The sequence below is a fragment of the Sorangiineae bacterium MSr12523 genome (assembly GCA_037157775.1).
Lineage (GTDB): Bacteria > Myxococcota_A > Polyangia > Polyangiales > Polyangiaceae > Pendulispora > Pendulispora brunnea.
Genome location: CP089982.1, coordinates 1103018 through 1123604, shown reverse-complemented (window position 1 = coordinate 1123604; position 20587 = coordinate 1103018). Strand labels below are relative to the sequence as shown.

The 20587-nt window shown below is 63.8% G+C and carries 15 protein-coding genes and 1 pseudogene; 8 read left to right on the top strand and 8 right to left on the bottom strand.

All coding sequences use genetic code 11. From position 1 onward, the window contains the following. Positions 1 to 173 precede the first annotated feature (173 nt). From LZC95_04815 to bioD, 5 genes are all read left to right on the top strand, one after another. Positions 174 to 5519, top strand: a complete 5346-nt coding sequence (locus LZC95_04815) for an AAA family ATPase (protein WXA96158.1) — start codon at positions 174 to 176, stop codon at positions 5517 to 5519. Further along, complete coding sequence (locus LZC95_04810) at positions 5516 to 5995, top strand: hypothetical protein (protein WXA96157.1); 480 nt, start codon at positions 5516 to 5518, stop codon at positions 5993 to 5995. The genes LZC95_04815 and LZC95_04810 overlap by 4 nt, the downstream gene beginning before the upstream one ends. Continuing rightward, complete coding sequence (locus LZC95_04805; GenBank protein WXA96156.1) at positions 5992 to 6357, top strand: hypothetical protein; 366 nt, start codon at positions 5992 to 5994, stop codon at positions 6355 to 6357. Before LZC95_04810 ends, LZC95_04805 begins: the two co-directional genes overlap by 4 nt. Positions 6358 to 6460: 103 nt before the next feature. Further along, a complete protein-coding gene (locus LZC95_04800) occupies positions 6461 to 6778 on the top strand; it encodes a hypothetical protein (protein ID WXA96155.1) in 318 nt (105 codons plus the stop codon). Between the two features lie 179 nt (positions 6779 to 6957). Further along, entirely contained in the window at positions 6958 to 7602 is a 645-nt protein-coding gene (bioD, locus tag LZC95_04795) for a dethiobiotin synthase (GenBank protein ID WXA96154.1), read from the top strand. Here the strand turns inward: bioD and LZC95_04790 are convergent. The 3 genes from LZC95_04790 to LZC95_04780 all read right to left on the bottom strand — a co-directional run bounded on the left by LZC95_04790 (position 7580) and on the right by LZC95_04780 (position 11284). Then, on the bottom strand, positions 7580 to 8695 hold the full coding sequence (locus LZC95_04790; protein WXA96153.1) for an FAD-dependent monooxygenase: 1116 nt from the start codon (positions 8693 to 8695) through the stop codon (positions 7580 to 7582). The genes bioD and LZC95_04790 overlap by 23 nt on opposite strands. Further along, positions 8692 to 9381, bottom strand: a complete 690-nt coding sequence (locus LZC95_04785) for a TetR/AcrR family transcriptional regulator (protein ID WXA96152.1) — start codon at positions 9379 to 9381, stop codon at positions 8692 to 8694. Before LZC95_04785 ends, LZC95_04790 begins: the two co-directional genes overlap by 4 nt. A 79-nt stretch (positions 9382 to 9460) precedes the next feature. Further along, positions 9461 to 11284 (bottom strand): FG-GAP-like repeat-containing protein, encoded by a 1824-nt coding sequence (locus tag LZC95_04780; protein WXA96151.1) that lies wholly within the window; start codon positions 11282 to 11284, stop codon positions 9461 to 9463. A gap of 467 nt (positions 11285 to 11751) precedes the next feature. On the opposite strand from LZC95_04780, the gene LZC95_04775 reads away from it, so the two are divergent. Beyond that, positions 11752 to 12126 carry a DUF190 domain-containing protein gene (locus tag LZC95_04775; protein WXA96150.1) on the top strand — a complete coding sequence of 125 codons (375 nt, stop codon included), beginning with the start codon at positions 11752 to 11754 and terminating at the stop codon, positions 12124 to 12126. Positions 12127 to 12155: 29 nt separating this feature from the next. Here the strand turns inward: LZC95_04775 and LZC95_04770 are convergent, their stop codons facing one another. Continuing rightward, positions 12156 to 12353 carry a hypothetical protein gene (locus LZC95_04770; protein ID WXA96149.1) on the bottom strand — a complete coding sequence of 66 codons (198 nt, stop codon included), beginning with the start codon at positions 12351 to 12353 and terminating at the stop codon, positions 12156 to 12158. Positions 12354 to 12542: 189 nt separating this feature from the next. Here LZC95_04770 and LZC95_04765 point away from each other — a divergent pair, with 189 nt between their 5' ends. Then, positions 12543 to 14153 (top strand): amidase, encoded by a 1611-nt coding sequence (locus LZC95_04765; protein WXA96148.1) that lies wholly within the window; start codon positions 12543 to 12545, stop codon positions 14151 to 14153. Positions 14154 to 14189: 36 nt separating this feature from the next. Here the strand turns inward: LZC95_04765 and LZC95_04760 are convergent, their stop codons facing one another. Continuing rightward, positions 14190 to 14894, bottom strand: coding sequence for a hypothetical protein (locus tag LZC95_04760; protein ID WXA96147.1), 705 nt, complete (start codon positions 14892 to 14894; stop codon positions 14190 to 14192). Between the two features lie 48 nt (positions 14895 to 14942). After that, positions 14943 to 16790 carry a hypothetical protein gene (locus tag LZC95_04755; protein ID WXA96146.1) on the bottom strand — a complete coding sequence of 616 codons (1848 nt, stop codon included), beginning with the start codon at positions 16788 to 16790 and terminating at the stop codon, positions 14943 to 14945. 526 nt (positions 16791 to 17316) lie between these two features. Between LZC95_04755 and LZC95_04750 the strand changes: the two genes are divergently transcribed. Further along, the gene (locus tag LZC95_04750; protein WXA96145.1) at positions 17317 to 18126 is read left to right on the top strand and encodes a polysaccharide lyase family 7 protein; all 810 of its coding nucleotides are present in this window, start codon (positions 17317 to 17319) and stop codon (positions 18124 to 18126) included. Positions 18127 to 18138: 12 nt separating this feature from the next. Here the strand turns inward: LZC95_04750 and LZC95_04745 are convergent, their stop codons facing one another. Together LZC95_04745 and LZC95_04740 are read right to left on the bottom strand one after the other, a co-directional pair. Then, entirely contained in the window at positions 18139 to 19026 is an 888-nt protein-coding gene (locus LZC95_04745; protein ID WXA96144.1) for a hypothetical protein, read from the bottom strand. Positions 19027 to 19378: 352 nt separating this feature from the next. Then, positions 19379 to 20077, bottom strand: a pseudogene (locus tag LZC95_04740) (chitosanase). Positions 20078 to 20587 lie beyond the last annotated feature (510 nt).

The window sequence follows — 20587 nt, the reverse complement described above, 5'->3', positions numbered from 1 at the left end:
CAGATCACACATCCGCGCCGGGCGAGTTCGACCCCAAAAAGGCATACCGCCGTCGTCTTCGTCCCCTCGTGATGGTATAAATGCAGAGCGGCGACACTCGGGGGACCGTTGGGAGATCGATGACGTCCCTGCGCCATTGCATTCTCGGAGAAAAGATTCACGAAAACGACAGCGTGCTAATCTATCGCGGACGGCGCGCGTCCGACGGGCGTGCCATTGCCGCCAAGATCCTGCGCAGCGCGTATCCCACCACGCGGGACATTGCCAAGTTACGGCACGAGTATACGATTCTAAGTACGCTATCGCTCGATAACGTCGTTCGCGTTCACGATCTCGAGCAAGAGGACGGCCGCTTCGCGATCATCATGGACGACGTGCGCGGTGACTCGCTCGCGCACCTCCTGCGCGCGCGGCGCCTGTCGTTCGAGCAGTCGTTGGGCGTCGCGTGTGCACTGGCCGGCGCCGTGGCGGCCATTCATGGGCAAGGGATCCTGCACAAGGACATCAAGCCGTCCAACGTGCTCGTCGACCCAAGCGGCTTTCCAAGTACCAGCCGCGTCACCTTGATCGACTTCGGCATTGCCACCCGGCTTTCGCAGGAGGCTCGCGGCGCCGAGCCGCCCGGTACGCTCGAAGGCACGCTCGCGTACATGGCGCCCGAGCAAACGGGCCGCATGAACCGCGGTGTCGATGCGCGCGCCGATCTGTATTCGCTCGGTGTAACGCTCTACGAGCTCTTCGCCTTTGCGCTGCCCTTCGTCTCCGCCGATCCGATGGAGCTCGTGCACAGCCACATCGCGCGGCTGCCGCGCGCCCTGCACGAGGCGGCGCCCGAGGTGCCGCGGGCGATCTCCGACATCGTGATGCGACTCCTGCGCAAAGTCCCCGAGGAGCGCTACCAGAGCGCCGCGGGTGTGCGGGCGGATCTGGACGCGTGCCTCGCGGAGTGGCGCACCACCGGCACCATCGCACCGTTCGTGCTCGCCACCCACGATCACAGCAGCGAGCTGCGGATTCCGCAAAAGCTGTACGGCCGTGATAGCGAGGCTGCCGCGCTGCTGGTCGCCTTCGATCGCGTGGTCGTCGGGCGCCCGGAGCTGCTTCTCGTGGCGGGGTATTCGGGGGTCGGCAAGTCCGCACTGGTCAACGAGATCCACAAGCCGATCGCGCGCCGCCGTGGCTATTTCGTATCGGGCAAATTCGATCAATTCGATCGCAGTGTCCCTTACGCACCGATCACGCATGCCTTCCGCGAGCTCGTGCGCCAGGTGCTCACGGAGCGCGACGAGGCGCTCGCGGTGTGGCGCCAAAGACTCTCGAGCGCTCTAGGGAGCAACGGCCAGGTCATCGTCGACCGCATCCCGGAGCTCGAGCTCGTGATCGGGCCCCAGCCCGCGGTCCCCGAGCTCGCCGCGGCCGAATCGCAGAACCGCTTCGTCCTGGTCTTCCAGAATTTCGTCCGTGTCTTCTGCTCGGGCGATCGCCCGCTGGTCGTCTTCCTCGACGACCTTCAGTGGGCCGATCCCGCCTCGCTGCAATTGATTCGGCACCTGTTGACCGATCCCGAGGGCGGTCATTTGCTCCTCATCGGTGCCTACCGCGACAACGAAGTGGGCTCCACGCATCTCCTCAGCCTCGCACTCGCCGAGCTGCGGGCGGCCAGCGCGGCGGACACCAAAGTGCGCAGCATTGCGCTCGGGCCGTTGGAGCTCGGGCACGTGGCCGAATTGCTCGCCGATACCCTGCGATGCACGTGCGAGGAGGCCACACCGCTCGCGCGCGCCGCACTCGACAAAACGCAGGGAAATCCCTTCTTTTTGACGCAATTCATTCGCTCGCTCCACGAGCGCGGCCTCGTGGTGTTCGACGCCAAGGCACGCCAGTGGACGTGGGATCTCGGCGCCATCGATCGCATGATGGTGACGGACAACGTCGTCGACTTCATCGTCGAAAAGCTCCGCCGGCTGGGCCCGGAGACGCAGCGCGTGCTCACCTACGCCGCCTGCATTGGCCATAGCTTCTCCCTCGCGCTGCTCGCCGAACTCGACGAGCGTCCGCCGGCCGACGTCGCAGCGGATCTCTGGGATGCGCTGCGCGAGGGGCTCGTGTTACCGCAGGACGCCGAATACCGCTTTTTCGACGGACCGGCGACCGCCCTCGTGCGGGCGGAGACCGCCGATGGCACGCTCGACGTGCGCTATCGCTTTTTGCACGACCGCGTGCAACAGGCCGCCGACTCGCTCGTCGGAGACGAAGTGCGCCGCGCGCATCACTTGAAACTCGGGCGCCTGCTGCGCGGCAAGCTCGAACGGCAGCGCGCCGACGAAGATCTCTTCGAGGTCGTGCGCCACCTCAATTTCGCAGCCGGCGATATCACGTCCGAGGGCGAGCGCGTCGACTTGGGGCGTTTGAACCTGACGGCCGCACGCCGGGCCAAAGCCGCCACCGCATACGCCGCGGCGGCCGCCTTCGCCGCGTCGGGCATGGCGATGCTCACCGAATCGAGCTGGAAAAGCGATTACGACTTGGCCTTTGCGCTGCACACCGAGCGCGCCGAATGCGAATACCTGATTGGCCAATTCGATGTTGCCGAACCGCTGTTCGACCGTCTCCTCGAGCGCGCGAACGCCAAGCTCGAGCGCGCCCGCGTGCACAACCTGCGCATCGTGCTCTACACGACCCTGGGCAAGTTCGCGGACGCCATCGACGTCGGGCGGGCGGGCCTCGCCGTCTTCGGCATCGACATGCCCCAGATTGGCCCCGAGCTGGACACCGCCCTCGGCGCCGAATTGGCCGACGTGGAGACCAACCTCGGACCCCGCCGCATTGCCGATCTGGTGGACGCGCCGCTCCTCACGGATCCGGATCGACAGGCGGTGCTGCGGCTCTTGATGAGCCAAATATCGGCCGCCTATTTGACCCACCCCGCATTGCTGGGATGGGTCATCGTCAAACAGGTCAACATCTCACTTCGATATGGACACTCCGACGTATCCTCGTGCGGATACATGATGCACGGCCTCGTTTTGGCGGGCGTCATGGGCCGCTACGAGCAGGCGCAGGAGTTCGGTCGACTGGCCCTCGCGCTGAACGAGCGATTCAAGAACGTCGACCTGACGTGCAAATTGAATTTCATGTACGGCGTATTCCTGTTCTTCCGGCAACCGCTGCGAACGTCGCTGGAATACTCGCAGCGTGCCTACGCCGCGGGGCTCGAGTCGGGTGATTTTCCGTATTTGTCCTATACGTGTTACAGCCTGCTCATGGGCAAGCTGGGGCTCGGTGTGCCGCTCGAGGAGCTGGTCCCGGAGACCGACCGATTCCTCACGCTCATGGGGCGCACGAAGGATGCGATGGCCACCGCGTTCCTGCGCGCAGGCCGGCAGATGCTCGCCAATTTGCGCGGAGAGACCCACGGCTCCGCGCCCGATGCGCTCGACGACGCGTCGTTCCGCGAAGAGGGATTTGCCGCGCGCATGATCGAATCGGGCTTTCTGCTCGTCGTACTTTGGTATTACATCGTCAAGTTGCAATTGCGGTTCCTCTACGAGGATTACGCCGGCGCCCTCGAGATGGCCGAGCTCGCAGAGTCGAACAAGGCGAGCAGCACGGGGCACTTCTTCAAGACCGAGCTGCCGTTCTACGCCAGCTTGACCGCCACTGCGCTGCTGACGGACGCGCGCGCCGAGGATGCGCCGCGCTACCGTGCGCTGCTCGAGACCAATGCCACGGAGCTTGCGATCTTCGCCGCGAATGCTCCGGAGAACTACGGCCACAAGGACCGCCTCGTCTCCGCCGAGCGCGCGCGCCTCGACGGCGACCACGGCAAGGCCGCAGAACTTTACGACGAAGCGATCGCACTCGCGCAGCGCAATGGCTTCGCACGCGATCATGCCCTCGCCAACGAGCTCGCGTCCAAGTTCTACGCCGCGCGCGGCCGTACCACACTGGCGCGGGCGTACATGACCGAGGCGCACTTCGACTACACGCGCTGGGGCGCGATCGCGAAGGTCGAAGATCTCGAGCGGCGTTATCAGCATCTTTTGCTGCGCTCCGACGCGATCGTCGAGACGGGCGGCGTAAGCAGCCGGCACTCCACGAGCAGCACCCGATCCACCACGGGCGATGTGCCCGGCTCGGGGCGGCTGGACGTGGCCACCGTGGTCCGCGCAGCGCATGCCATCTCCGGCGAGCTCGTTCTCGATCGCGTGCTCGAGCGCCTGCTGCGCATCGTTCTCGCCAACGCGGGGGCGCAGCGTGGCTCGTTGCTCCTGCAGCGCGATGGAAAGCTGCTGGTCGAGGCCGTGGCCACGGTGAATCCCGATGTCGTGCAGGTGGGTCTGGGCTCGGAAATCGGCACAGCGAGCGATTTGGCCACCACCGTGGTGCACTACGTGGCACGCACGCGCGAGTCCGTGGTGCTCGCCGACGCCGGCGCCGATCCACGCTTCACCGACGATCCGCACATCGCCGCAGCGCGCCCGCGTTCGCTCCTCTGCGTCCCCATGGCGCATCAAGGGCGGCTCACCGGTGTGCTCTACCTCGAGAACAGCCTGGTCACCGGTGTTTTCGATCGGGCGCGCGTCGAGCTCCTCCAAGTGCTCTCGGCGCAAGCAGCGACCGCCGTCGAAAACGCGCTCCTGTACGCCGCTATGCAGGCCGCCACCGCACGCCTCTCGCAGGCGAACGAGACGCTGGAGCAGCAGGTCGCGCAGCGCACCGAGGAACTGCGCAAAACGGTCGCGGATCTCTGGAGCGAAATCGACCTCGCGCGCAAGATTCAAACCGTGCTGCTCCCGGGGCAGCCCGCGCTTTCCGGCTACGACGTGGCCGCGGTGATGGTCCCCGCGTCCGACGTGGGGGGCGATTACTACGACGTGTTCCGCGCGAGCGGAACCGAGTGGGTCGTCGTAGGCGACGTCTCCGGGCACGGCATTCCGGCGGGGCTCATCATGATGATGGCCCAAACCGCCGTGCGAGCGCTCGCACAGCACCTCGGCTCCGACACAGCACCGCCCATGCCCTCGGAGGTGCTCGCCGCCGTCAACGCGGCCATCTACCGCAACCTGCGCAAAATCGGAGACGGGCAATACATGACGGCGACCGCGTTCCGCTTCGATGGCGGGACGGACGGTGCCGTGTGGTACGCCGGCCTGCACCTGGACATCCTCGTTTACCGCGCCGCGAAGGGCGAGGTCGAGGTCATCGAGACCACCGGGGTATGGCTCGGCGTACTCGAGGACATCCGCACCTTGATCCCCGACGCGCGCATCGTGCTCGAGCCGGGCGATGTCATGCTGCTCTTCACCGACGGCCTCACGGAGGCGCGCCGCGAAGGGCAATTGCGCGGGCTCGAGCCGGTCATCGAGCGGTTGACCACGGCCGCTCCCACGGCCGAGAGCGCCCGCGCCCTCGTGGAGAGCGTCCTCGATGATCTCGCGGGGTGCGAGGTCTCCGACGACGTGACGGTGGTAGCGCTCCGGCGCACGGCCAACGCGCGGGGCGGTGACGACGCGTGAGCGGGAGGTGCATCGAGCTCGACCTGCTGGCCTCACCCGGGTGCTGGGCCGAAGTCCGCGAGGTGCGCCAGCGCGTGAAGCGCTTGATGGCGAGCTACGACGAAGACGTGCAGGACGCCGCCGTGATGACCGCGTCGGAGCTCCTGGAGAACGCACTCAAATACGGTGTTGCCATCGAAGGCGCTTCGGCGGCGCGCTTCGAAATGCACCTCGACGAGGGTGCCTTGACCATCGCGACGACCAACATCGTCGACTCCGACGCGGAAGGCGCCGCGCTTCGCGCGCGCATCGAGCACATCATGCGCGAGCCCGACAAGGAGGCGCTCTACCTGCAACGCCTCCAGGACTTCATGGACACGTCGACCGTGGCAGGAGGCCTGGGCCTTTACCGTGTGGCGTTCGAAGGGGCGTTCGATCTGCAGTGCGCGACGGGGAACAAAATGGTGGTAGTCACGGCAAGGCGGGCAGTGCCATGAAAGATGTCGAGAGGTTCGAACGCGATGGCTTGGTGCTGACGCTCGCCATGACCGACGAGGAGATGACCATCACCTGGCGCGGCACCAGCGACGACCGGAACCCGCAGGTGTTCCTCACGCCACTTCTGACCCGCCTGGCCATCCGCGCGACCGGCAAGCGCGTGACGGTCGACTTCCGGCACTTCGAGTACATGAACTCGTCGACGGTAGGACCGATCATCGCCTTCATCAAAGCTCTCGACGGTCGTTGCACGCAAGCCAAGCTCCTCTACGACACATCCCTCGCCTGGCAGCGGGTGAACTTCCGCTGCATGCGAACCATCGCGCGAACCTTGAAGAACATCCATGTCGAGGGAGCCTGACCCATCGGGCCCACGAGAAGCTCATCGCATGCGCCCCCGCTGAAGACGTAGGTGAACCGCGCTCGGGCTCTCGGTAGCCGGCCGGAAAGCCTATACTCACGCCATGACAAAGATCGTCCGGGGTGTTCTTTGTATGGCCGGGTTCATCGTCGTGGCCGCGTGCAGCAAGCCGCCGGCCACCACTCCAGCTCCCACCGAGGCGACGAGCGGCGCGGCCAGCGCATCGTCGCCGCCGGAGAGCGAGTCCGCACGGCCCGCGCCGCCGATGCCCGGCAGCGATCGCGATGCACACGGCTGCATCGGGTCGGCCGGATATCAATGGTGCGCCAAAGAAAACAAATGCGTCCGCTCATGGGAGCTCGCAAAGGAAAAGGGCTTCGCAGTCGACAAGGGAGCCTTCGACACCTACTGCGGCCATTAAATGGGCGAGCACGCCAACTGACCCAACAATAAATCCCCCCAAAATCGAGAGTCTATCGTTGGTTCACCTGGCGATCCTGGCGCCTCTCTTTTGGCGTTCCTGGCGGTTTCTTCTTCTCTTCATGACGCGGCCAGCATCGTCTTGCGGATGGTGCCGGTGACTCGATATCGTGCCGGCGCATGAAGCGTATCTTCATGACCGGAATTGGAACGGGGGTGGGCAAAACCTTGGCGGCGGCGTGTGTGACCGAGGCGCTGAAAGCTCATTACTGGAAACCCGTCCAAGCCGGATTGGACGATGGAACCGATACTCGGACCGTCAAGTCGTTGCTGTCCAACACGAACTCGGTTTGCCACGAGGAAGCGTACCGCCTCCGCGAGCCCGCCTCGCCGCACTTGGCGGCAAGGATGGAGGGGCTCACCATCGACCCTGCGAAGATCGTGCAGCAGGCAGACGCGATTCAGCCCCAGGATGATTACTTGATCGTCGAGGGCGCGGGTGGCCTGCTGGTGCCGCTCAACGACGACGTGTTCACCATCGACTTGATCCGCTCGCTGCGGGCGCAGGTCATCGTCGTGGCGCAGAATTACCTCGGCAGCATCAGCCATTCGCTCTTGACCGCCAGGGTCCTGCAGCAGACGGATATTCCCGTTCTGGGATGGATCTTCAGCGGCGTCGAGCACTCCAACGAAGCCGACATCGTGCGCTGGAGCAAGTGGCCACTTCTCGGGCATATTCCTTTTGCGTCGAACATCGATGCCGCCTTCGTGCAAGAGCAGGCAACGCGCCTCGCGGAAACACTCACAGGGGCGCTGCAGACTTAGCTGCGCGGCCCATGCTGGCGAAGAAATCCACCAGGACCTGCGGCGTGTTCGCGCCGAAGCACAGATGGAGCGAGCGCGCCGAATCGGCGGCCGCCTCCTGACTGCGCGCGAACATGGCCGCTTCGTACTCGGTAAACGCCGCCTCGATATCGCCCGGGTGCGCCGCGATCGCCAGCGCGAGCTCGGCACCGTCTTGCATGGCCAGATTCGCGCCTTCGCCCGCAAATGGCGACATGAGGTGCGCGGCATCGCCGAGCAAGGTCACCCCCGGGGTGCGTTGCCATCGATGCCCGACCGGCAGCGCGTAGATGGGCCTGTGGATCAGTGCGCCTGACCCGGCAGCGATCAACCCACGAAGATCGGGATGCCAATCCGCGAACTCTGCAAGCACCGATTCCTTGGTCGTCTCGACCCGATCGGGTGCGGACTTGAATGCAGCGTAGGCACAGAGCTCGTCATGGGTTTCGCGGTGGGCGAGGATGCCTTTCTCGTCGGACAGGGCAAACAGGTGACCCTTGCCGACCACGGCGGCGAGGGCAGGATGGCTGGACGATGCATCCAGGATCCTCGCCTCGACGAAGGAGATGCCGGAGTACACGGGCGTCGCGTCGGTGAGGAGCGGTCGCGCCTTCGACCATGCGCCGTCTGCTCCGATCAGGGCATCCGTCGCGATCGAGGTGCCGTCCGAAAACCCGACACGAAATGGTCCGGTCCCCGTCCGTTCGACGCTGGAGACCTTGTGACCCCACCGAACGACGCCGTCGGGCAGCGACGTAGCCAGGAGCGTCCGAAGATCGCCGCGGGCCACCTCGGGACGGCTGTCGTTGCCTTGTTCGTCCAGGTGGACGACGCCATGCTTGTCGAGGATGCGGGTTGCGTCGCCTTCTTCCAGCACGATCGCGCGAAACCCGTCGAACAACCCGGCCGCGCGCAGCGCCGCCTGGCCGGACTCCTCGTGCATGTCGAGCATGCCGCCCTGGTGCCGGGACGTGGCGGAGGCATCGGCATCGAACACCTGGACCTCTACGCCATGCACGTGCAGCACACGCGCCAGCATCAACCCGCCGAGTCCTGCGCCGATCACGGTGATCATCGTTTTCCTTTCGTCGCGGCGGGCGCACGCACGATGCCGTCGATCAAAAGATCGAGGTTCCAGTCGAAGCGCTCGCCCCGTCCGGACACCAGGTCGGCCTTGAGTCGAGCCACGTGTGGGTGGGTCTTGGGGTCGGCGCTGGCGATGGTGGCGCGCAACATGGACATATCGCTCTGGGCGCGACTCGATTCTTTCCAGGCGGCATGTTCCGCGGCGTGCGCGGTGACGTAGAGCAGCAAGGTATCAACGCCCCACGCCGCGTTGCGATCCGAGGCGCCACCTTCTTGCAAGAAGCCGAGGATGGTGTCGACCAGATGGAGGTAATTCGGCCCATTGGCAGGCGTCGACATGGCCATGCGGGCAAGCTCCGGGTGGGCGAAGAGCACATCGGCGTAGCGGCGCAAAAGCACCGAGAGCCGATGACGCCACGTGCCCGCGGGCAGCCGCTTGTGGACCGACACCAGCAGGGCATCGAGGATCTGCGCGTGCAGATCCTCGATATCGGTCACGTAGACGTAGAGCGAGGCAGGGCCAGTATCGAGCTCGGCAGCGAGGCGCCGCATCGACACTTTGCCGAGGCCTTCGGCCTGCATGATGGCGAGCGCGGTGGCAATGATGCCGTCACGCGTGAGAGCAGGCTTCGCCGGGCGTTCACGCCGATTGGGACGGGTTCGGGGCTCGAGCATGACGATGCCCTTATCGTAAATCGACGAACGCGTTCGTCAAGAACGCGTTCGTTACGAACCTGTTCGTCTACCCAGCTCTTCAGTACGTACCGATGTCGTAGATTGTTGCCGCGGGGTTGTTGCACGACCAACCCCCGAACGAGCCGCCGGCTCCGGGCGGCAGCGCAAGGCAAACCGGATAGGAGCCCCAGCCTCGATAGGCTTGAACGACGTCCGTGCGACCGTCTCCATTGACGTCGGCGGCGGTGAAGCTTTGCTCGGACGACCCAGAGTCGTAGATGGTCGCCGCGGAATTCGTGCACGACCACGCGCCACCTGCGGTGGACAGGCAGGTCGGAATGCTGCTCCAGCCACGGTAGGTTTGGATCACGTCCGTCCGGCCGTCGCCGTTGAAATCGCCCGTGAGAAAGCGTTGCTCCACCGACCCCGAGTTGTAAATCGTGGCGGCCGCGTTGGTGCAGCTCCAGCCGGCCCCCGTCGATACGCACCGGGGAATCGACCCCCAGCCGCGGTAGGTCTGCAATACATCCGTACGACCATCGGCATTGACATCGGCCGTGAGAAATTGCTGCTCCGCCGAACCCGAATTGTAGATATCGGCTGCTGGATTGCTGCACGACCAGCCGGCGCCGGTCGACGTACAAACCGGAACACTCCCCCACCCCCGGTACACTTGAAAGACGTCGACACGGCCGTCCGCGTTGAAGTCGCCCGTGAGAAACTGCTGCTCGGGGGAACCCGAATCGTAAATCGTGGCCCCCGGATTGCTGCAGGACCACCCGGCGCCGCTCGAACTGCAAACGGGAATGCTACCCCACTTTCGGTACGCCTGAAGAATGTCCGTGCGCCCATCGGCATTGAAGTCGCCGGCCAGAAAGCGCTGCTCGGCCGAGCCCGAATTGTAAATCGTGGCCGCGGAATTGTTGCAAGACCACGCGCCGTTCCACGTGCACCGCGGGATGCTTGCCCATTCGCGGTACACTTGCACCGTGTCATCGTGCCGTCCGTCGCCGTCGAAGTCCCCCGTCAAGAAGCGCTGCTCGGGCGCGTCCCAATTGTAAATGGTGGCGGACGGATTGGAGCAGGACCAGGAAGGAGGACTCGTGCTGCCCGCCGTGCAGAACGGAATCGAGCCCCATCCGCGGTAGGTTTGCACGATGTCCTTTCGATTGTCGCCGTTGATATCGGCAACGAGAAACTGCTGATCCGGGCCGAGCGGGTGACCGTAGAATCGCCGAACTCCGTCGATGTCGGTGTTGCTCAAGTTTCCGTTGTTGTTCCATGTAGGGTTGCAATAATTCATGACGGACATCAGGTCCCACGACCCAACGGTGGTATCGCCGTTGGATCCTTGGGGAGCTTGCGTGCACGTCGAAGGCGTGTCGGGCCTATTCTGCTCGTGCGCGAAACCGAGGGCGTGCCCAAACTCGTGGGTCGCAATGGCCCGAATGCAGTACTCGCGATTGGCCGCACTCGCGCAGCTGGGACTCCAGTTGACAAAGGTGAAGTTGAGCACCATCCCCGCAGCAAGGCCGTTGAGCTGGGTGCCGAGCCCCTTGGTGTGCGGCCCTTCGTCGTTCACGCGAATGCGCAGCCCCGAAGATGACGCGGGGCACGTACCCCATCCGGTAAAGAGGACGTTGCTCTCTTTTTCCCAGGTCCTACGGATGGTCGAACGCACCCAATTCTTCTCGGTGGGATAACCGGCCGTCTCCCAGCAAACGGGGATATTGGGGTTCGACCACACCCGCGTGCTCGCAACGTAAAGGGGCTCCTCTCGAGAGCTTGTTTGCTCGAACGATTCGGCGTCGGGAGCATCGGAGCTGCACCCGGCCATGGCGAGCAAAATGGCGGACAAACACACCGACACGATGGGCTTCTTTTCAGAATGACAGCTTTTCATGGGCATAACTCGACTTGGTTATGAGCGTTATGAATCCTTCGCCGGCAATCACACCGTTCGGAATTCTGCCGAGGCTCACGGTGTTCGCGCGAAGGGCAGCAAAGAGCGGACCGTGGGACGCCTCGATGGATGCCTCGGCAACGGACACCTCTCCGCCACAACACGTTCGAAATTTGCAACGTTCATGTTGCGCCGTGCAACGATCGAACATGTTCGACTGCGATGCCGAGATTTGCCGCTACAACGAGCACTTCCGCGCGGCCACGGGGATCGGACCTCGAGATCGCGTGCTGAACAACGTTCGAGAACCCAGCTCCCGTCGCGTGCGCTCCGCGGCACGACGGTCGTACCCGAGCTGTGGCCGCCACGTCCGTGGATATTTTCCAAGAACGTCGGCGAACGCCGCGTCCCCCCACGATTCTGCCTTATCCTAAAAGGCACCCTCGGCGAGAAAAGGGAGGTCGGCCATGCGCGTACTCGACGGTGAGCAGGTTCTGGTCCGTATCTTCATTGGGGACTCCGACAAATGGCGTCACCAGCCTCTCGCCCGCGCTCTGCTCGAGAGGTTGCGCCGCGAGGGATTCGCGGGCGCCACGGTGTTTCGCGGCCTTGCGGGATTCGGTGCCTCCAGCGTGATCCATACGGCCAACATCGTGGACCTCTCCGGAGATTTGCCCATTGTGATCGAGGTCGTCGAGGACGAGGCACACGTTCAGAAGCTCGTTCCCATTCTCGATGAAATGATCACCGGCGGCGCACTCGTCACGATGGAAAAGGTCCACGTGCTCAAGTATGCACCGAATAAGCGCACCCCGACCCTGCGACCTCCGGGACTCGGCTGACGGCGCCACGTCGTCATACAGAGACGGCGTCAGTACTCGTGCAAGACCCAACTGCTTAGCAATGCGAAGTACTCACGCAGCCAGATGTTGTATCGCAGGTAGAGCGGTGTCCGAGCACCGAGCGCCAATGGCAAAACTACGCCGAGATTGAAGTAGCCAAGGGCGATCAGGATCCATCCGTCTGACGCCAGTACGAGGCCGGCAATGCCCATGACTGCGCGTTTCACATGACGAGTCCTAAGCAAATTCATGAATCCAGCGGCCACGCTCGTAACCAACGCCCGTAGATCGCAGACCTGTTCCCACAAGCAACGAAGATGTGGTTCCAGATGTTCGACCGACACCCCGCAAAGAAGGGTATTTTCGAAGGATGTTATTCGAAAAATTCCTGTAATTAAGAGGTTTGTGGTTTGCCCATGCGAACCATTCGTAGGCTGGTTTCCTTCGCTCTCGTGGCTCTCTTCGTCAGCTCGAACGGCGAGGCGAACGACGATGCAATCGAGAGCATTGGCGGGCTGTCGTTGGAGCGTGCGACCATTCCCGAGCTGACGCGGGGAATGCGCGCGGGAGAGCTCACCTCGACAGAGCTCACGTCCGCGTATCTGCGCCGCATTGCGCGCATCGATGGCAAGGTCAACGCCGTGCTGGCGGTCAATCCGCAAGCGCTCGCCGAGGCGGCGGCCAGCGATGCACGCTACCGCGCGGGAGCGCCACTGGGGCCGATGGATGGAATCCCGGTGCTGCTCAAGGACAATGTCGACACCGCCGCGATGCCTGCGACGGCGGGATCGCGGGCGATGCTCCATGGTGCGGCCGCAGGCGATGCGTTTCTCGTGAAGCGGCTGCGTGCGGCGGGGGCCGTGATTCTCGGCAAGGCGAATCTGTCCGAGTGGGCGAATTTCCGGTCCATCAAGCCAACCTCGGGATGGTCCGGTGTGGGCGGGCAGACGAACAATCCGCACGTGCTCGATCGCAACCCGTGCGGATCCTCGGCGGGCTCCGCGGCGGCGGTGGCCGCCTCGCTCACGCAAGTGGCGATTGGCAGCGAGACGGATGGCTCGGTGGTCTGTCCCGCAGGCATGAACGGTGTCGTGGGGCACAAACCGAGCTTGGGGCTCGTGAGTCGTACGGGCGTCGTGCCCATTTCGAGCGAGCAAGATACGACGGGCCCCATGGCGCGGCACGTCATCGACGTGGCGATTGCGCTCTCCGTGCTCCAGGCGCGCGATCCCGCGGATGCAACCACGGAGAATGTCCCGCCGAACCAGCCGACCGATTACGCTCGGGCGCTGGATCCGCGCGCACTTCGCGGAGCGCGCATCGGCATGTGGAACTTGCCCGAGCTCGGCCCCGACGTGGAGCGGATCGTGCGCGCCACTGCGGCAACGATGCGCGCGCACGGCGCAACGGTCATCGAAGTCGTGCCCCCGTATCAAGCGGAGCTCGCGGCGGACGAGCTCCCTGCCCTGCTCACGGAGTTCAAGCGGGATATCAACGCCTACCTTGCGACGCGACAAGGCGGCCCGCGCACACTGGCCGACTTGATCGCGTACAACAAGACCGATCCCGCCGAGCGAACATGCTTTGCGGACCAAGGGCTCTTCGAGCAGGCCGAGGCGGCACCGCCACCGACCGATCCGGAGTATCGTGCACGCCGCGCGCGTCTCGCGGATCTATCACGAAGGTCCATCGACGAGACACTGGCGAAATTCCAACTCGACGCGATCCTCGCCCCGACGAACCCACCGGCGTGGACGACGGATTGCGCGCGGGGCGACAACGACATCATTCCATCGTCGACGCCGGCCGCCATTGCCGGTTATCCGCACACCACCGTGCCCGCGGGCTTCGTGGGACCTCTCCCCGTAGGCGTCTCCATCTTTGCCAATCGGTGGGCGGACGCCCGCGTGCTCTCCCTCGCCGCCGCGGTGGAACGCATCACGCACGCACGGCGCGCACCGCACTATCTTCCGACGTCATCGCTCGGCTCGAGCGAGCCCCCCATCCGAGCAAGATTCCAGCGATAGCGCGACGGTCCCGATATCGAACTACGGGGACGGATCTTAAATCTGCAATCCGTCCAGCGTGGCATACGTTGCTTTGAGCCACGATTTGACACGCTGACGCTCCATCATGCCCAAGGCATCGGGACCCGAGCGGGCGTTGGTGGCCGCCCAAAAGCTCAAGTTCTGGAGGTCGATCTTGCGCATGCTGGTTTCGTGCAATGCGCCCAGGGAGACGAGTTTGCCATCCAGGGCCAGCGCGTTCTTCAGCGCTTGCGATTCTTCGAGATGCGAGAAATCCGAGCCGCGTCCCAGATTCTTGACGACGAGGTAGTTGGGCCCCGGCCCATACGTGTCGACCAGCCGACCCAGAAGGTCGACGGATTCCTTTCCCGTATCGGCGAGGTGCCAAAAATTCACGGCAACGCCCATCTCTCCCAGCAGGGAGAGCAGATCGGACTCCTTCGCCCAGCGCGCCAATGGAGTCGCCGTCTGGGCGGCGAGGTCGACGATGACGCTTCGCGGCGGCTCGTCAGGGGACGCCTGCTCGAACGCGCTGGCGATTTGGTCCAATCCTTCGTAGGTGTCCACGACGACCGGTGACGCATAGTCGCTATAGAACCGCGCAAACGAGGTGTGTGAACGGTCGGTGTCGAACCCGACGAAGGGTCGGCCCTTGTCGATGAAGTACTGGGCTAGGACCCGAGCGGTGACCGATTTGCCTACACCACCTTTTTCACCACCGATCAAATTCAACGAGCGCATTTCTCCATCCTGTATGCGAAGTGGGCGCCCAACGCCAGCCTGGTGCCATCACGTAGGGCGCGCGATGCCGAGGGTGCGGGCCAGCGATGCGGGGATGAAGAAGTGGTTCGTGCTGATGGATGGGTTGTAGCCGCCGATGGGCGTGGATGGATAGACGGTGCGGGTGCGCGTGCAGTAGGCGTCGGCGCGCACGTAGCCGGCGCGGCGGGCACATTCGCTCCAGGCGGCACGGAGAGGACGGCCAAGGCGGGCTGGCCGCGGATTCGGCTCCGCGGGGCGAAGGCCCTGACCGCTCTTTGCGTGAACGTACTTGAAGCCTGCGTGGTACGTATTCCACGCCGTGGCGCGCAGATCGTCGATGCTGAGTGCGTTTTCCTCGGTGAAGAGAAGCACGATGCCCGCGCGTTCGTAGCCGCGGAAGACCTCGATCATGCCAAGGTCGGTCTGATTGCGCACTTCGTGAAACCCATTTCCCACGAGCATTGCGGCACCTCGTGCCTCGATGCCCTCGGCACGAAGGGCTGCGAGAAGCACCTCCGGCTGGCCAATGTCTGCGTTGCGCACGAAGTGCATCGCACGGGGAAGCGCGCCGCGCGCTTGCTCGGCAACGGCGGCGTCGATCGCCGCATCCTCGAGGTCCGCGCCGACGTACGTGAGCGTGTCGCCCGAGCGGGCAAAACGCTGCCGGGTGGCTTCGCCGCGACCGATGGCGTGCTCGATGAAGACACGGTACGAAAAGCCCGTATCGCGCACGAAGCGATCGAGCGCGTCGTTGGCCTGTTCGAAGGTCGCCCGGTTGGCATCTTGGCTCGCGCCCACATTTTCGCCGCGCTGGACCCACACTTCGCCGCGGCCGTGAAGCAGGATTTCACGCCCGCGATCCATGTACGTGCGGTAGGCCTCGACGATGCCGAAGGGGCCAGGACCGCGCGAAAAGCCGCGCGCGCCGAGAACCGTGACCGAATGCCGGCCATCCTGCTCCGACAGCCAGCCCGCGGCGGTGAGCACGGACAACGCCGCCCCCATGCACGACCCGTAGCGCGCATCCCCTTCGGCCGGCACCAGCTCCGCGCCGGCGACGAGGCCCGCCGTGCGTTGGGCCGCGCGAAGACCGAGCACGATGGGCAGAAGACGGCGGCCCAGGTCGAGCTCCTCGAAGGTCGGGATCCAATGGTTTTGCGCGGGATCGCGGCGACGGGGTACTCCTTCGCCAATCGCTTGCAATTCGGTAATCTCCGCAACCTCGAGCGGCTCACCCGCGAAGAGCCGTCGCCAAAGCGATGCGGGGCTCGCCGGCCCGCGCGGCGGTTGCGTCAGGATGCGTTCGAACGTCTCGCGCACACGCGGATGGCCCGCGATGCGGAAGCCTTCGTCGTACGGTTCGACGAAGCCGCGCGACAGAAGAAAATGCAAATCCGTGTCGAGCTCCTCCGGAACGAGCTCGCGCATGCTCCCCTTCCAGGTGACCTGGCAGCACGCCGGATGAAGCGCCTCCCCCGCGGCCAGGCGAGCCAGTAGCCCAAGCTCGGCGAAGAAGCCGAGCACATGATAGATGAGCCACAGATCCGGCGGCGCCGTGATCGCAGCCGTAAACACGACCTGCCGCACCACGGAAGCGCCGGCAACGACCTGCTCTTTCTCCGGCTCGGGCAGCGCAGAGGCGCGAACGGCCTCCACGAGGCGCTCGGATGCTGCGAGCACCTCTTCGCCGAACCCGAGCAAGAGCGGCACGCCATCGCGAAGGCGCTCCCACGCCCGCGGCGCGAGGTAAGCGCGACCTTTGCTGCTCGTCGCCACCGGCTCGCAAAGAACGCCAACCAGCGCGCCGGCAATGGGATCCGCGCCGGCAGCCTGTGCAAGCACCTGCTCACGCGCTGTCGTTTCGACCTGGGCCATTGCCCATTCTACCTCGTTCCTTGCCGGGATGCGCGCGCCAACGCCCCTCGATCATGCAGGAAATTGCGTTGAGCCTCGCGCGGAATCCGCGCCGCGTGAGCCACGTCACCATTGAAGTCTCCAGTGACGGACTGCCAAGCAGCATGATCGAACCTTGGAGTGCCGAGAAGACACTCCTTCACAATCCTTTGGCGTCTTGGCGATTCGACGAGATCATTCGTGTTGCGGAAACACGAATCCACGGCGCGCGCGTGGTGTGAGTTGAGCACAACGGAGCGCGGGTTCCCGTAAGCCTCATCCGCCATGGGCACTCCGTCGGACAATTGTTTCGGTGTGTATGCAACTGTCTTCGTGCACAGTTGAATTACTTCGTATCGATATACTCCTTCGAACGCGCACGACGCGTAACGCAATGCGGCGGACGATTTAAATCCATTTGACGCATTGGTACGCTTGATTTGAATAACTGACACCGGTTACCTTCGGCAATGACACCGGTTACTAACTCCAACGCCAAGGAGTACACATGAAACATTTTTCCACGCTCGTTGCGATGGTCGCCGTTTCTTGGTTTGGAATCGTGGGATGCGCGTCCCCGATGGACGAAGAAGACACGGAGGAAACGGCCGAATCGACAGCTGCGCTCAATCCCAATGTTGCTCCGGGCGGAAATTTCGATCTTTCGGTATGGGACCTTCAGGAGCCGGTCGGCTCCCCCGGGCATCCGACCACGATCAAATCGTCCCAGCTCCGAGGGCCGAACGGATTTCACGACAAATATTTCTATACGGACGGCGGCGACGGGTCGATGACCTTCTGGGACCCGGAAAACGGCGTCACCACGCCCAATTCGCACTATTCCCGCTCCGAGCTTCGGGAGATGAACTCCAATGGCTCGGCAGCCGATTGGAACCCGTTGTCGGGAAAGCACACGCTGAGCGCGACCGTCAAGGTATCGAAGGTGCCGTCGAATGTGTGCGTTGGCCAGATTCACCTTGGCACGGGGACACCGGCATCGACCAAGCCGCTGGTCGAGCTCTATTATCACAGCAACGGTGACATTTACGTGGGCGTCGAGCGATCCCCCTCCGGCGGTCAGGATACGCACAAGATTGGCAATGTGGCCATTGGTACGAAATGGAGCTACGTGATTGCCCTCTCCGGGCATTCGATCTCCATCACGCTCAACGGCTCGACGAAGAAGTACACGATGCCCTCGTCGTTCGACAAAGAGAACATGTACTTCAAGGCGGGCAATTACATTCAGTCGTCGGGGAGCAACGCCAACGTCGGCTCCTTGGTTCATTTCTATGCGCTAAAAGTCAGCCACAGCTGACCATGCACGAGGCTACTGTGGGGCGATGAGTCCCGCGAGCGCACGAAGAACCGCAAGGCCTACGGCGATCGGACCGACCCATTTGAGAAGCCGTGTGGATCGCGTCCCGGCTTGCGCGAGCCCCTCGCGCAAAATGTAGAATCCCGTGCCGCCGAGGATGCCGAAAACGCCCACGGTGCCCAGCACCACGGGCCATACGGAGTCGCCGCGTCGGAGCGAATCACTCAGATGCCAGGCAAAAATCAGCACGAGAAACGGAGCGAGCATGGCCCCCGTGAGAATGAGCCTCGTTCGATACGCGCGTGGGTCCGTTAGCTCCGTTCGACGCGTCTTGCGGAGCCTCCGCAGCCGCACGTCGCATAGAACCGCATTGAAGGCGAGAAACCCGAAGATCCCGGCCTCCAGCTTCCACGCAAAGCGTCGATTGGAAGCGGCTTCTCGGGTTGCTCGGACGCGGTCTGCGCCGGGGCGGCTGAGCGCCGGGTCCTCGGGTAAATACGTGATCGGGAATGTCTTGCCGACGACCGGCGGCGCGTCCTCTTGCGACACGTTCCACGTGTACGTCGCGCCGCCCACGACATACGAGTAATCGACGGTTCCTTTTTGACGGACGGCCGTGACCGTCGCCGTCGCCGGCTCACCGTGGTCGCCAAGAGCGTCGAGGCGCTTGGCCTGTCGTTCGAACACGCCATAACAGCCCGCGGGAAGGGCGAGCGCGAGGGCCAGGAAAATGAGGCGCCATCGCGCGAGCGACCGTTCCTGCCTCTCGACGTTTGCATCGCGGGCCGGGTGCGGGACTTCGGCTGGTCGACCGAGGAACTCGTTCAACATGGCGTAATACCACTGCCCGAGCTCCCCCCTGTACGAAGCCGGTGGCCCGATCGTGATGAACGGATCCATCGATCCGCGTCGGGTCCCATTCCCATTTCCCGAAGCATGTCGATCGGCGGGTTGGGGACCTCCTTTTTGAGCGCGGTGTGGACGCTCAAGAGCTGCGACTCCATCGACGTGATGAGCGCCGTCCTTATCGGGTCCTGGCAGATCCGAGTGGCCCACTCGCTCCCAAGGCTCTTCACGTTGTCCGGGGGCGCGTGGAGCTTTACGTACACGCAGTACGACGACTCGATGGCCGGAGGGATCTGGATTCGGAGGAGCCTGGTGTTCACGGGAAGCGAATTTATCGCGAATGGCTGGCTCGCGAATGATTCGTTTCATGATGTGCACACCAGGCGGGTGCCGGCGCGATGCGCGCTCAATGGTCGATGCGGAAGTCCTCGCCGTAGACCTTCCAGACGAGCGGCGTATCCAGACCGAGATTGCGTGCCTTGAGGAAAACGCGCTGCTCCGTGTCGACACGGGTGGTATCGGTGTGGGCCGCCTCGGTCTTCATGGCCACGACACGGGCGTCGAGGAACGCATCGATGTACGCAACCTCGTCTCCGCCCTGCGCGGGGGTCTTCGCCTTGCTCATGGCCGCTTTGCGGATGCCCCCCAGGCTGACGGGGGTGTCGCCGGGGCCGTGCATGACGATGGCGTCGTAATACGCGAACTGCCCGAGCGCACCGAGGCCGTCTTGCTTTGCCTGTCGAACGGCTGGATTGAAATAGACCCGGTCACGCTCTTCGTCCTGCGCACGTTGAAAGGCGGAATCGGCCGCTGCAGTTTCCCAATCGCCCTTGAAGGTGGGGTCGAGTCCCGCGTGAGAGTCCGTTCCGTTCACCCGGCGCAATGCAGGAAGATATTTCTCGAGGATATTGCCCGGCTTCGCTTTTTGGTAATTTTCGACCAGCTCCAGCATGTCGCCGGTGCCCGAGCAAAAGCCGATGATGCCGGCCGTGTAGCCGCGCCCGTCCTTGATGTCCTCGATGTATTTGTATTGTGCCTTCCAATCGAGCGAGGAATTTTCCGCGCTCGACACCAATTGCATGGCGATATCCTTCTTGTGTGGCTCCGCCAAATCGCTCCCTTTCGGGGGATTGTTCGGGGGTTGCCCATCGGGCAGCGTGCCCCCATCGGGCAGCGTGCCCCCATCGGGTCCGCCGCCGCTCCCTCCGTCTGGCGTATTTCCCGAAGGGGGATTACCGGTCGGTGGAGGGTTGTTGCCGGAGTCCGAGCTGCTGCACGCGGTCGCCGTAGCGCCCGCCGCGAGCAGAAGAGTGAGAGATACGAGAAGACGCCCTTTCAACCACCGTCGAACCGATCGTGTTTGCATTTGCAGTCTCACGCATTCGTAAAGTTTCCTAATGAATAACGAGTCAACACAATGTGTCAATCCAATCTCGTGAAGTTCGCAAAGCACCCGCGCGAGCGGAAAAATGAACGACGCGCAGGCTGGTGGAAAGATGCGCTCCGACGCGATGGTCTTCGGCCGCGTGCCTGCGAGGGGTCGAGGCGGAACCAATGTTCCTTTTACAAAACGACCACGGACGTATTCGGCATTCACAGAATGCCAAATAACGTG

Excerpts from the sequence above, each read along its gene's own strand:
- LZC95_04805 (WXA96156.1), top strand. The coding sequence starts at position 5,992 with ATGAAAGATGTCGAGAGGTTCGAACGCGATGGCTTGGTGCTGACGCTC.
- LZC95_04800 (WXA96155.1), top strand. The coding sequence starts at position 6,461 with ATGACAAAGATCGTCCGGGGTGTTCTTTGTATGGCCGGGTTCATCGTC.
- bioD (WXA96154.1), top strand. The coding sequence starts at position 6,958 with ATGAAGCGTATCTTCATGACCGGAATTGGAACGGGGGTGGGCAAAACC.
- LZC95_04790 (WXA96153.1), bottom strand. The coding sequence starts at position 8,695 with ATGATCACCGTGATCGGCGCAGGACTCGGCGGGTTGATGCTGGCGCGT.
- LZC95_04785 (WXA96152.1), bottom strand. The coding sequence starts at position 9,381 with ATGCTCGAGCCCCGAACCCGTCCCAATCGGCGTGAACGCCCGGCGAAG.
- LZC95_04780 (WXA96151.1), bottom strand. The coding sequence starts at position 11,284 with ATGAAAAGCTGTCATTCTGAAAAGAAGCCCATCGTGTCGGTGTGTTTG.
- LZC95_04775 (WXA96150.1), top strand. The coding sequence starts at position 11,752 with ATGCGCGTACTCGACGGTGAGCAGGTTCTGGTCCGTATCTTCATTGGG.
- LZC95_04765 (WXA96148.1), top strand. The coding sequence starts at position 12,543 with ATGCGAACCATTCGTAGGCTGGTTTCCTTCGCTCTCGTGGCTCTCTTC.
- LZC95_04760 (WXA96147.1), bottom strand. The coding sequence starts at position 14,894 with ATGCGCTCGTTGAATTTGATCGGTGGTGAAAAAGGTGGTGTAGGCAAA.
- LZC95_04755 (WXA96146.1), bottom strand. The coding sequence starts at position 16,790 with ATGGCCCAGGTCGAAACGACAGCGCGTGAGCAGGTGCTTGCACAGGCT.
- LZC95_04750 (WXA96145.1), top strand. The coding sequence starts at position 17,317 with ATGAAACATTTTTCCACGCTCGTTGCGATGGTCGCCGTTTCTTGGTTT.
- LZC95_04745 (WXA96144.1), bottom strand. The coding sequence starts at position 19,026 with ATGGATCCGTTCATCACGATCGGGCCACCGGCTTCGTACAGGGGGGAG.